Source organism: Citrobacter sp. CK191 (assembly GCF_030333435.1).
Classification (GTDB): domain Bacteria; phylum Pseudomonadota; class Gammaproteobacteria; order Enterobacterales; family Enterobacteriaceae; genus Citrobacter_B; species Citrobacter_B koseri.
Genome location: NZ_JAOWFX010000033.1, coordinates 350,628 through 363,019, shown reverse-complemented (window position 1 = coordinate 363,019; position 12,392 = coordinate 350,628). Strand labels below are relative to the sequence as shown.

At 52.2% G+C, this 12,392-nt stretch carries 15 protein-coding genes and 1 other annotated feature; all 15 genes read right to left on the bottom strand.

Annotated features, from left to right (window positions below; genetic code table 11):
* Positions 1-24: 24 nt before the first annotated feature.
* Positions 25-738, bottom strand: a complete 714-nt coding sequence (locus OGV82_RS19160) for an EAL domain-containing protein (RefSeq protein WP_101744284.1) — start codon at positions 736-738, stop codon at positions 25-27.
* Positions 735-905, bottom strand: a complete 171-nt coding sequence (locus OGV82_RS19155) for a hypothetical protein (RefSeq protein ID WP_153257548.1) — start codon at positions 903-905, stop codon at positions 735-737. The genes OGV82_RS19160 and OGV82_RS19155 overlap by 4 nt, the downstream gene beginning before the upstream one ends.
* Positions 906-1,077: 172 nt before the next feature.
* Entirely contained in the window at positions 1,078-1,542 is a 465-nt protein-coding gene (locus OGV82_RS19150) for a C40 family peptidase (RefSeq protein WP_012132602.1), read from the bottom strand.
* A 78-nt stretch (positions 1,543-1,620) separates the two neighbouring features.
* Positions 1,621-2,370, bottom strand: coding sequence for a vitamin B12 ABC transporter ATP-binding protein BtuD (gene btuD / locus OGV82_RS19145; RefSeq protein ID WP_101744283.1), 750 nt, complete (start codon positions 2,368-2,370; stop codon positions 1,621-1,623).
* Positions 2,370-2,921: a glutathione peroxidase gene (locus tag OGV82_RS19140; protein WP_024130381.1), complete on the bottom strand. Its 552-nt coding sequence runs from the start codon at positions 2,919-2,921 to the stop codon at positions 2,370-2,372. The genes btuD and OGV82_RS19140 overlap by 1 nt, the downstream gene beginning before the upstream one ends.
* A 47-nt stretch (positions 2,922-2,968) precedes the next feature.
* Positions 2,969-3,835, bottom strand: coding sequence for a class A beta-lactamase (gene bla, locus OGV82_RS19135; protein WP_072025336.1), 867 nt, complete (start codon positions 3,833-3,835; stop codon positions 2,969-2,971).
* Between the two features lie 41 nt (positions 3,836-3,876).
* Entirely contained in the window at positions 3,877-4,857 is a 981-nt protein-coding gene (gene btuC / locus OGV82_RS19130; RefSeq protein ID WP_101744282.1) for a vitamin B12 ABC transporter permease BtuC, read from the bottom strand.
* Between the two features lie 100 nt (positions 4,858-4,957).
* Positions 4,958-5,257, bottom strand: coding sequence for an integration host factor subunit alpha (gene ihfA, locus OGV82_RS19125; RefSeq protein WP_001229266.1), 300 nt, complete (start codon positions 5,255-5,257; stop codon positions 4,958-4,960).
* Positions 5,258-5,261: 4 nt separating this feature from the next.
* Entirely contained in the window at positions 5,262-7,649 is a 2,388-nt protein-coding gene (pheT, locus tag OGV82_RS19120) for a phenylalanine--tRNA ligase subunit beta (RefSeq protein ID WP_012132607.1), read from the bottom strand.
* 15 nt (positions 7,650-7,664) lie between these two features.
* Positions 7,665-8,648, bottom strand: coding sequence for a phenylalanine--tRNA ligase subunit alpha (pheS, locus tag OGV82_RS19115; RefSeq protein ID WP_024130384.1), 984 nt, complete (start codon positions 8,646-8,648; stop codon positions 7,665-7,667).
* Between the two features lie 62 nt (positions 8,649-8,710).
* Positions 8,711-8,834: a sequence feature (Phe leader region), on the bottom strand.
* Complete coding sequence (gene pheM / locus OGV82_RS19110; protein WP_001386830.1) at positions 8,785-8,829, bottom strand: pheST operon leader peptide PheM; 45 nt, start codon at positions 8,827-8,829, stop codon at positions 8,785-8,787. It overlaps the preceding feature by 45 nt.
* Positions 8,835-8,953: 119 nt before the next feature.
* Entirely contained in the window at positions 8,954-9,310 is a 357-nt protein-coding gene (rplT, locus tag OGV82_RS19105; RefSeq protein ID WP_000124850.1) for a 50S ribosomal protein L20, read from the bottom strand.
* Positions 9,311-9,427: 117 nt separating this feature from the next.
* Positions 9,428-9,625 (bottom strand): 50S ribosomal protein L35, encoded by a 198-nt coding sequence (rpmI, locus tag OGV82_RS19100; RefSeq protein WP_001124225.1) that lies wholly within the window; start codon positions 9,623-9,625, stop codon positions 9,428-9,430.
* A gap of 96 nt (positions 9,626-9,721) precedes the next feature.
* Entirely contained in the window at positions 9,722-10,264 is a 543-nt protein-coding gene (gene infC / locus OGV82_RS19095) for a translation initiation factor IF-3 (protein WP_047457361.1), read from the bottom strand.
* 3 nt (positions 10,265-10,267) lie between these two features.
* Positions 10,268-12,196, bottom strand: coding sequence for a threonine--tRNA ligase (thrS, locus tag OGV82_RS19090; RefSeq protein ID WP_047457364.1), 1,929 nt, complete (start codon positions 12,194-12,196; stop codon positions 10,268-10,270).
* Between the last annotated feature and the right edge of the window lie 196 nt (positions 12,197-12,392).

Here is a 12,392-nt window from a genome sequence, read left to right as displayed (position 1 = left end):
CTTAAACACCAGCAAATAAAAAGGTTATCCCTGAACCAGCGTCGTAACCTGGCTCGCTGGCACGGCAGGCCATAAACATCCTTGCAGCGCGCTAAATCCCATTGATGATATCCGCACCAGCATCTCTTCAGTATCAATACCCGCAATCATTATCGAATCACAGCACGGTGATATCTGCGAAATAATAGCCTGCATAAAGGGTTCAAAAGAAAGACTTGCGGATCTTTGCTGGACAAAGTTTTTATCCAGCGCGACGCGTTTGAAGAGACCATCAAAGATCGCTTTTATCGATGTATCGCCAGCGCCGAAATTGGCAAGGATGAGGGGAAATCGTCCGGCTAACTCAGCCAGAATTTGATTCTCTTTCCCAAGACTTAATTCAGGATAATTCTCATTAATCATCAGTTCCAAAAATGGAAAGCGCCTTACATGGGATACAAACTCGCCGTCTGATAATAATGATGCGACGACGGCTGACGTTAAATTAATCCAGGCAATAAGTTTATGTTGAATAAAAAAATGTTGGCACGTTTCCAGCAATGCGAGTTTTTCTTCGAACAGACAACGCTGTTCTTCTGCTGACAGGCGCGGCATGACCAGCTCCGTCGGCATACGGACATTACCGTCTTCAGTGACAAAGTTTGCAACAATCTCCAGGCCGACGAGTTTCTCTTTCTCGGTTCGGGCAGGAACAAAATAAAGGTGAGAATGATAAAAGTTATCCAGTGAAACAATCATTGTGCCAGCCCCGCTGCATGGGTGTAATCCGGCATCCTGTAAGAAAGAACGAAGAAAGATGTCATTTCTGATACGACTGGAGGTGCTTTCATTTTTTCCTTTTTAGCCGGTAAACCGGGTCCTTTTTTTAGCTTATCTCGATTATAAACCAATATCCAGTTTTGCATTTTCCGCAAGACACCAGATAAATCATTTTGACTAAAAATACTTTTGCAAAATGTAGGGTTAAAACTATTTCTGATAACTCACGATAGCCCTGGCATTCAGACAATGAAAAATCAATTTCTTAAATATAGATGATGAAGCGGCCGCTGGGTATCCGCTTTACCATCGATAGCATTAAATACGTCTCGCCTGCCAGAAATTTTTCCGCCAGTAGACATTGTCGAGCGATGAGCGCATCACGCCACGGCTGGTAGACGCATGAATAAATTGATTGTTGGTATCATAAATGCCGACGTGCAAACCACTTTCCCCCGATCCAGTTTTAAAAAAGACCAGGTCGCCGGGCAGCAGTTCATCTTTGTCGATTTCCGTACCAATTTTTGACTGTTGGCGCGTTTCACGCGGCAGTTGTAAATCAAATTTGTCGCGCATCGTCATCAACACAAATCCCGAGCAGTCCACCCCGCTACGGCTCATTCCGCCATAGCGATACGGTGTACCTCTCCAGGACTGTAGCTGATCGTTCAGGCCCGCGATAACCATAATGGAATCCGAAAGCCTGGCGTTAGGTGCTGGCGCACGATGGCTGCTACACCCTGCCAAAAACAGTGCTGCGATAAGAAGAAGCCAAAAGCGCATTCAGGACGAATCCTCTATCTTTTTATTCTTGCTTCTATTTAGCGTGGAAATTATGTGTTTTTCAAGAACCCATTTAACTTAAGTGGTTGATATGAGCATTCTGTGGCCTTCAACGTCCAGCCGACGGAAGTTCATGCCGTATGCCCGGGCCAGATTTGGCGGCGTCAGCACCTCGTCACGCCGCCCGCTGGCGATCAATTTCCCCTGTTTCAGCAACCAGGCGCGATGCGCGTGGCGCAGAGTATGGTTAAGGTCATGGCTGCTCATCACGATGGCGATACCCTGGCTGCATAGCTGGCTCAGCAGCCTATCCAGCGCGTTTTGTTGCGCAACGTCCAGACTGTTCATCGGTTCATCCAGTAGCAGAAGCTGCCCGTGCGGGTTAGCGTGAGGGTGAATTTGCAATATCACCGCCGCCAGACGTACACGCTGCCACTCGCCGCCGGAGAGTTGATTCGCGCTCCGCCCCAGCTTGTCGCTCAGCCCAAGCGCCTGCGCAACGTCATTCAGCAGGTTCGTTTGCGTTTTATCAGGTTGATGCAGCGTCAGGAAATGCCAGACCGGCATTGAAAATGGGGGATTCTGCTGCTGCGCGAGATAGGCCCGATGTTGAGCCAGTTTCGCCGCAGGCCATGTCTCCAGCGACGCGCCGTCGAATATGACGGTGCCTTCCCCGAAGGTTAAGCCCGCCATACGCGCCAGCAGCGTACTTTTCCCTGCCCCATTCGGCCCCACGAGGTGAAGAATCTCGCCAGGCTTAACGTCGCCGGAAAGCGGCCCCAGACGCGTCGTTTCGGCAACATCCTGTAACTGCATCAACGAGATCATTATTTTGCCAACGCGATTTTGATACTTTCCACCATCCCCGGATCTTCAGGCGTCATGTCCGGTGAGAAACGCTGTACGACCTGTCCATCCCTGCCGATTAAAAACTTCTCAAAGTTCCACAAAATATCGTCCGGGTAAAGCGGCGCGCGGCCTTTACTCGCCATGCGCTCATAGAAACCGCTACCTTCCGGCGCAACGGCGGCAGGCGCTGCGGCAATCAACTTCTGATACAGTGGATGGCGGTTCTCACCATTGACGTCAACCTTGCTGAACATCGGGAATGTGACGCCCCAGGTGGTGCTGCAATAGGTTTTAATCTCCTCTTCAGTGCCAGGTTCCTGACCAAGAAACTGGTTGCAGGGAAAACCTAACACCGTAAAGCCCTGATCGGCCCAGGCTTTCTGAATATTTTCCAGCTGTTCGTATTGTGGCGTTAAGCCACATTTCGAGGCCACATTAACCACCAGCAGTACGTTTCCGGCGTACTTCTCAAGCGTGGTGACATCCCCGTCGATCGTCGTCACTTCAGTGTTGAGAATGGTATCTTGCATAGCGTCTCCCATATAACAGGCGGATGTGAGTGATCAAATATCAGCTTTTAATCATAGACTGCGAGTGTTGAAAACAGCGACTCCCCGATGCGGACAATCGCGGCGTCACGCTGCGCCATTGTCGCCGGAGTTTGTGTAATATAGATAACCACGAGCAGAGGTTTTTGTGATGTCGGCCAGACAACGCTAACAATAGAACGCGAGCCGTTGTCGCCCGCCCCGGTTTTATCCGCGATTTTCCAGCCGTCCGGCAAGACCGAACGCAGCAGACTGTCAGCCACTTTGTCGTCCCGCATCCATTGCATAAGCTGCTCTCTTGAGGATGGCTGCAACACGTTCCCCAGCAGTAGCGTATTGAGCGTCTGCGCTATCGCGACAGGCGTCGTGGAGTCGCGTTCATCGCCGGGAATGGCGCTGTTCAGTTCAGGCTCATAGCGATCGAGGCGGGTTATTGTATCCCCCGAATCACGCAAAAACTGCGTGACGGCCTGCGGCCCGTTGAGCTTCCTGGCGATGAGATTGGCGGCCGTGTTATCGCTGTAGCTTACCGCCGCGCTGCACAATTGCGCCCAGCTCATGGCGTCTGGCACCACATGTTTTTCAGTAATCGGCGAATACTCCACCAGCTGCGAGGATTCAAACTGCGTTGAAGCAGAAAGCGCCAGCACCTTCCTGTCGACTTCGCGTAATAACGCTGCGCATAACAGCGGCTTGTGCGTACTGTTTAACGGGAACCGTTCTTCTCCCCGATAATGGGTGATACTGTTGGTCGCCGTATCAAGTACCGCAATGCCAATCCGGGCATGAAGACGCTGTTCTTCCTGCGTCGCGATAGTCGACACGTATTGCGCCGTCAGTGGTGCGGCCATCGCAGAACCGCTGAGTGCCGCCAGCACACACAGACCCCATTTCATCCGTTGCCACATACTAATGACTTCCTCATTTCTCATTTTGGCTAGCGCCTGGATTTTAATAATAGCCAGATGAAGACCGGCGCCCCCATCGTCGCCGTCACTACGCCGATAGGCAGTTCCGCCGACGCCAGCACCAGACGGGCGATAACATCCGCCAGCAGCAGAGCTATCGCCCCCGCCAGCGCGCAGCCCGGCAGCAAAGCGCGATGATCGCTCAGACCGCAAAGCCGTAAGATATGTGGGATCACCAGGCCGATAAACCCAATCGAACCCGCGAGCGCAACGCTAACGCCGACCATCCAGCCCGTGGCGACCACCAGCAAATTGCGCCAGAACCACAGCGGCAGCCCCAGCTGACGCGCGGACGTTTCGCCCAGCGCCAGAATATTCATCGGCTGCGACTGGCAGCAAATCCAGAGTGAAACCGGGATCAGGACAATCATCAGCCAGGCCTGCTGCCAGTCCACCCCGCCGAATCCGCCCATCATCCAGTACATCAACTGGCGCAGGTCGAAGGAGGTTGAAAAATAGATGGCCCACGTCATCATCGCGCTGCAAATAATGCCAAGCGCAACGCCCGCCAGCAGCAGGCGGCTGGTTGATAAATGTCGACGGGCAAATCGCAGGAGAATAAGTGTGATGATAAGCGCGCCGGCAATGGCGCAGAACCCCAGCGCCCAGCCGGGTAACTGACCTTGCCCCAGTAGCACTGCGGCAATAAGGCCCACGCCAGCGCCGTTGGAGACGCCAAGCAATCCGGGCTCGGCAAGCGGGTTTTCAAATAACGCCTGCATTACCGCGCCTGACAGCGCCAGCGCGGCGCCTACCAGCAGAACAGCAAGCGTGCGAGGGAGTCGTATCTGCCAGACAAACAGTTCACCACGGGCGCTGAACCAGTCGCCAGGGGCTATCCACTGATCTCCGGCGCACAGGCTTAATACCACTGCCAGCAGCATAAGCACCGACAGACTGGATAACCAGCGCACATTGCGGCGCTGTTGTTGGCAGGCAAAAGTCAGCATGTTTTCCATTCAGCTGAAAAGGGATGATGTTGATTTTACGGTGCGTAACCATCACAGGAAAGAAAAAAGGCCGCAAAGCGGCCTTTTTAGTTAGATCAGATTACTCTTCTTTGGGCGAAGCGTTTTCAACCCGGCTTTTCAACTTCTGTCCGGGTCTGAAGGTCACCACGCGCCGTGCTGTAATGGGAATATCTTCGCCCGTTTTCGGGTTACGTCCCGGACGTTGATTCTTATCACGCAGATCGAAGTTACCAAAACCAGAGAGTTTCACCTGCTCACCGTTTTCCAGAGCACGACGAATCTCCTCGAAAAACAGCTCGACCAGTTCTTTGGCATCCCGCTTGCTAAGCCCAAGCTTATCAAACAGATATTCTGACATTTCAGCTTTTGTAAGCGCCATAGGTTCAATCCCTCAATGATGCCTGGAATCGCTCTTTTAATGCCTCTACACATTTGGCGACGGTAGCGGCAATCTCCTCTTCTTCGAGTGTACGGCTGGTATCCTGAAGGATCAGGCTGATAGCGAGGCTCTTATAACCCTCCGCAACACCCTTACCGCGGTACACGTCAAATAAGTTTACGCCAACTACCTGATTTACGCCAACTTTCTTACACTCGGATAAAATATCCGCTGCGGGAACGTTTTCTGCGACCACCACCGCGATGTCGCGACGGTTAGCCGGGAAGCGCGAAATCTCGCGCGCCTGAGGCACCACGCGGTCTGCGAGCTTATTCCACTCCAGTTCAAACACCAGAGTGCGACCGTTCAGATCCAGTTTACGTTCCAGCTCAGGATGAACAACCCCAATAAAACCAATGCGTTCACCTTTCAGATAAATCGCCGCGGACTGCCCAGGATGCAGCGCCGGATTCGCTTCCGCCCTGAACTGAATGTCGGCCAGTTTGCCGGTGAGATCCAGCACCGCTTCCAGATCGCCTTTCAGATCATAGAAATCAACGGTCTCTTTCGCCAGATTCCAGTGCTCGTCATAACGGTTGCCGCAAATCACCCCTGCCAGCATCAGATCCTGACGAATGCCCAGATTTGCCTGGGTATCCGGCACGAAACGCAGACCGGTTTCAAAGATACGCACGCGATTCTGCTGACGGTTCTGGTTATAGACCACCGTTGACAGCAGGCCGGTCCACAGTGAAAGACGCATCGCCGACATCTCAATGGAGATCGGGCTTGGCAGCAACAGCGCTTCTTCGCCCGGATGCAGCAGTTGCTGAACCTTCGGATCGACAAAGCTATAGGTGATCACTTCCTGGTAGCCTTTGTCATTGAGCATGGTTTTCACACGCTTCAGCGACAAGTTGGCTTCACGGTGAGTCCCCATGATTAAACCCGCCTGAATCGGCTCATCAGGAATGTTGTTGTAGCCATACACGCGGGCCACTTCTTCGACCAGATCTTCTTCAATCTCCATGTCGAAACGCCAGCTCGGCGCGACCGCTTTCCACTCGTCCTGACCTTCAGTCACTTCGCAGCCCAGACGACGCAGAATATCGCTCACCTGCTCATCGGCAATGTGATGCCCGATCAGACGATCCAGCTTGCTACGACGAAGCGTAATGGTCGCGCGTTTCGGCAGCGTGGCGTCATTCGTGACGTCGATAACCGGACCGGCTTCGCCGCCGCAAATGTCGATCAACAGGCGGGTGGCGCGCTCCATTGCTTTGTACTGCAACGCCGGGTCCACACCACGCTCATAGCGGTGGGAAGCATCCGTATGCAGACCGTGGCGACGCGCACGACCGGTAATAGACAGCGGGCTAAAGAACGCGCATTCCAGCAGCACGTTTTGCGTTTCCTCATTCACGCCGGAATGCTCGCCGCCAAAGATACCGCCCATCGCCAGCGCTTTGTGGTGATCCGCGATCACCAGCGTATCGGTGCTCAGCTTCGCTTCTGTGCCGTCCAGCAGCACCAGGGTTTCGCCCTCTTTGGCCATACGCACGACAATACCGCCTTCAATACGATCTTTGTCAAAGGCATGCATCGGCTGACCCAGTTCAAGCAGTACATAGTTGGTGACGTCAACGACAGCATCAATGGAACGAATGCCGCAGCGACGCAGCTTCTCTTTCATCCACAGCGGCGTAGGCGCTTTAACATTAATGCCTTTCACCACGCGACCCAGGTAGCGCGGGCAGGCATCCGGCGCTTCAACCGCGATCGGCAGCGTGTCATTGATGGTGGCTGCAACAGGTGCGATCTCCGGCTCAACCAGCGCGATTTTGTTCAGGACAGCGACATCACGCGCCACACCGATGATCCCTAAGCAGTCGGCGCGGTTCGGCGTCACGCTGATTTCAATGGTGTTATCGTCAAGCTTCAGGTATTCACGGATATCGGTTCCGATCGGCGCATCCGTCGGTAATTCGATGATGCCGCTATGGTCGTCGGAAATCCCCAGTTCGGAGAAGGAGCACAGCATCCCTTCCGACGGCTCGCCGCGCAGTTTAGCGGCTTTGATTTTGAAATCGCCCGGCAGAACCGCGCCGATAGTTGCAACGGCTACTTTCAGCCCCTGACGGCAGTTAGGCGCGCCACAGACGATATCCAGCAGGCGTTCGCCGCCCACGTTCACTTTCGTAACGCGCAGTTTATCTGCGTTCGGGTGCTGGCCGCACTCCACCACTTCACCCACAACCACGCCGTTGAACTCACCGGCGACGGCGTCAACGCCATCCACTTCCAGACCCGCCATCGTAATCTGATCCGACAGCGCATCGCTGTCGATTGCCGGGTTCACCCATTCGCGTAACCACAGTTCACTGAATTTCATTGTTTTACCCTGCCTTTATTTAAACTGTTTGAGGAAACGCAGATCGTTTTCGAAGAATGAGCGCAGATCGGTCACGCCATAACGCAGCATGGTCAGACGCTCCATCCCCATACCAAACGCGAAGCCAGAGTAGATTTCCGGGTCGATGCCCACGTTGCGCAGAACGTTCGGATGCACCATCCCGCAACCCAGCACTTCCAGCCATTTGCCGTTTTTGCCCATTACATCCACTTCTGCGGACGGTTCCGTGAACGGGAAGTAAGAAGGACGGAAACGGATTTGCAGGTCTTCTTCAAAGAAGTTACGCAGGAAGTCGTGCAGCGTGCCTTTCAGGTTGGTGAAGCTGATGTTGGTGTCAACAATCAGCCCTTCCATCTGATGGAACATCGGGGTGTGCGTTTGATCGTAGTCGTTACGGTACACTCGGCCCGGCGCAATAATACGGATCGGCGGCTGCTGTTCTTTCATAGTACGAATCTGCACGCCGGAAGTCTGCGTACGCAGCAGACGGGTGGCATCAAACCAGAAAGTGTCGTGGTCAGCACGGGCCGGGTGATGGCCTGGAATGTTCAGCGCATCGAAGTTGTGGTAATCGTCTTCGATCTCCGGGCCAGTCGCCACGGTAAAACCAAGCTCACCGAAGAAACTTTCAATACGATCAATGGTACGTGTTACCGGATGCAGACCACCGTTTTCAATACGACGCCCAGGCAGAGAAACGTCGATGGTTTCCGCCGCCAGACGTGCATTCAGCGCCGCGTTTTCTAAATCCGCTTTGCGCGCGTTCAGCGCTTGTTGTACCTGCTCTTTTGCTTCATTGATAACCGCGCCGGCTGCCGGACGCTCTTCTGGCGGCAATTCACGCAGGGTCGTCATCTGAAGGGTTAAATGCCCTTTCTTGCCCAAATATTCGACGCGTACATTGTCTAACGCGGCAACATCTGACGCCTGGTTAATGGCTGCCTTCGCACTGGCAACCAGCTCTGCGAGATGTGACATGGTTTTCCTCATTGTGTCGGTGAAGACACCGGTTCGTTGGACTTAATCTCTCGATTTCAGGTACAAAAAAAGCCTCCATCAGGAGGCTTTTTCGCGCTGTTTTTCGTTTCTTCTTTCACGCGCTAGCCTCCTGGAGTCAGGTGCTAAAGTAAAAAAAGAAGCGGAAAATAGCAGCATTCATGCTTGCGTTACCTTGTGTGGTAAAACCGGACAACCTTTATTGAAAAGGGTTACGGATAAATTGTCAACTGATTGATTGCACTACAAATAAAAGAGAGGGAGCCAGGCTCCCTCTTTTCACTGGCTTATGCCAGAGCTGCTTTCGCTTTTTCAACCAGAGCGGTGAACGCTACTTTGTCGAATACTGCGATGTCAGCCAGGATCTTACGGTCGATTTCAACAGAGGCTTTTTTCAGGCCGTTGATGAATTTGCTGTAAGAAATACCGTTCTGACGTGCTGCTGCGTTGATACGCGCAATCCACAGTTGACGGAACTGACGCTTACGTTGACGACGGTCACGGTAAGCATACTGACCAGCTTTGATAACTGCCTGGAAGGCAACGCGGTATACGCGAGAACGCGCACCGTAGTAGCCTTTGGCTTGTTTCAAAATTTTCTTGTGACGTGCGCGTGCAATTACACCACGTTTTACGCGAGCCATAGTGCTCTCCTGTATCTATTCTGATTCGCCCTCATCTTTCACATTTTCGCGGCGTTAACCGCCTTGCGACATGCGAAATCTATTGGGCATAAAAAAGTTAAAAAAAACGTTAACGGCTTATGCGTACGGCAGGCACGCGATTACCAGACCCAGATCGCCTTTGGAAACCATGGCTTTCGGGCGCAGGTGACGTTTACGCTTGGTCGCTTTTTTGGTCAGAATATGACGCAGGTTAGCGTGCTTGTGCTTAAAACCACCTTTACCGGTTTTTTTGAAGCGCTTAGCAGCACCGCGTACGGTCTTAATTTTTGGCATTTTAATAACTTCCACTTCGCATTGTTAATAAACGAAACCCAGGCGAACAAAATCTGTGAAGCCCGAAGGCTCCACAGGAATTGCTACTTGAAGGCCTTACTGTTTCTTCTTAGGAGCGAGCACCATAATCATCTGACGGCCTTCGATCTTCGTAGGGAAGGATTCGACAACTGCCAGTTCAGCCAGATCTTCTTTCACGCGATTAAGCACTTCCATACCGATCTGTTGGTGGGCCATCTCACGACCACGGAAACGCAGCGTGATCTTGGCCTTATCGCCCTCTTCGAGAAAGCGAATCAGGCTGCGGAGTTTTACCTGATAGTCGCCTTCATCTGTACCAGGACGGAATTTAATTTCCTTAACCTGGATAACTTTTTGCTTTTTCTTCTGTTCCTTAGAAGACTTACTCTTTTCATAGAGGAATTTGCCGTAATCCATTATACGACAAACCGGCGGCTCGGCGTTAGGGCTGATTTCGACTAAGTCTACTCCAGCTTCTTCAGCTTTTTCCAGAGCTTCTCTCAGACTCACAATACCAAGCTGCTCGCCTTCCAGACCTGTTAAGCGAACTTCCTGGGCGCGAATTTCGCCATTGATACGGTTAGGACGCGCCGTTTGAACTCGTTTTCCGCCTTTAATACTTTATTCCTCCAGTTGTTGAAGACTGCGGCTGCGAATCTCTTGTTGCAGCTTCTCGATAACTTCATTTACGTCCAGGCTGCCCAAGTCTTTGCCACGACGGGTACGCACGGCTACTTTGCCTGCTTCTACCTCTTTGTCGCCACAGACCAACATGTAAGGGACACGACGTAAAGTGTGCTCGCGGATTTTAAAGCCTATCTTCTCATTTCTCAAGTCTGCTTTTACACGAATGCCCGCATTTTGTAGTTTCTGCGTCAATTCGTTAACGTATTCAGACTGAGTATCGGTAATGTTCATCACCACTACCTGAACCGGCGCAAGCCAGGTCGGGAAGAAGCCTGCGAACTCTTCAGTCAGGATACCGATGAAACGTTCCATTGACCCAAGAATCGCGCGGTGAATCATCACCGGCACCTGACGCTCGTTGTTTTCGCCAACATAAGAGGCGTTCAGACGAGACGGCAGAGAGAAGTCCAGCTGTACCGTACCGCACTGCCATGCACGATCGAGGCAGTCATACAGGGTAAATTCAATTTTCGGACCGTAGAATGCGCCCTCACCCAGTTGATACTCAAACGGGATGTTGTTTTCTTCCAGCGCAACGGCCAGATCCGCCTCAGCACGATCCCACATTTCATCGCTACCGATACGTTTTTCGGGGCGAGTGGAAAGTTTGACGACGATCTTCTCGAAGCCAAAGGTGCTGTACATATCGTAGACCATACGAATACAGGCGTTCACTTCATCGCGAATCTGTTCTTCAGTACAGAAGATATGCGCATCATCCTGGGTGAAGCCACGTACGCGCATCAGGCCATGCAAGGCGCCTGACGGTTCGTTACGGTGGCAGCTACCGAATTCCGCCATACGCAGCGGCAGATCGCGGTAGGACTTCAGACCCTGGTTGAAGATCTGCACGTGGCCCGGGCAGTTCATCGGCTTGATGCAGTATTCACGGTTCTCTGAAGAGGTAGTGAACATCGCATCTTTGTAGTTTTCCCAGTGCCCGGTTTTTTCCCACAGCACACGGTCCATCATGAACGGGCCTTTAACTTCCTGATACTGATATTCTTTGAGCTTAGAACGCACAAAGACTTCCAGTTCACGAAAGATAGTCCAGCCGTCGTTATGCCAGAACACCATACCCGGCGCTTCTTCCTGCATATGATACAGGTCAAGCTGCTTACCGATTTTACGGTGGTCGCGCTTGGCGGCTTCTTCAAGGCGTTGCAGATAGGCGTTCAGGGATTTTTTATCCGCCCACGCCGTACCATAAATACGTTGCAGCATCTTGTTGTCGCTGTCGCCACGCCAGTATGCCCCTGCGGTTTTCATCAGTTTGAAGTGATGGCAGAAACGCATGTTCGGCACGTGCGGGCCACGGCACATATCGACATATTCTTCATGATGATACAAGCCCGGCTTGTCATCATGCGCAATATTCTCATCAAGAATAGAAACCTTATAGGTTTCGCCACGCTTCACGAAGGTTTCACGCGCTTCGTGCCAGCTCACTTTCTTCTTAATGACGTCGTAGTTTTTCTCAGCAAGCTCGTGCATCCGTTTTTCGAGCGCGTCGACATCTTCCTGGGTTAACGTACGGTCGAGATCAATATCATAGTAAAAACCGTTATCGACAACCGGACCGATAGCCATTTTGGTGTTCGGCCAAAGTTGTTTAATCGCGTGCCCTAACAGGTGCGCGCAGGAGTGACGAATGATCTCCAGACCTTCTTCATCTTTCGCGGTGATGATTGCCAGCTGAGCGTCGTTTTCAATGAGATCGGACGCGTCAACCAGTTCGCCATTAACGCGACCTGCGATACAGGCTTTCGCCAGTCCTGGACCTATGTCCAGCGCAACATCCATGGGGCTTACAGCGTGGTCGTAATGGCGTTGGCTGCCATCAGGAAGAGTAATAACAGGCATGTTATATCCTTATTTGCAGTGGTGACCCACACGAAAGATCACATACAAAGTTTCAATATTTAAAATTATCAAAAAGTTATGGGCTGATTCCCGCTTCACTCTGCGAAATATGTCACGGCCCGCCTGAATGGCAAGACTGGACCTACACCCGTTTTTTGATAACACCGTTTGACAGTGTACACGGCATTGACTGCCG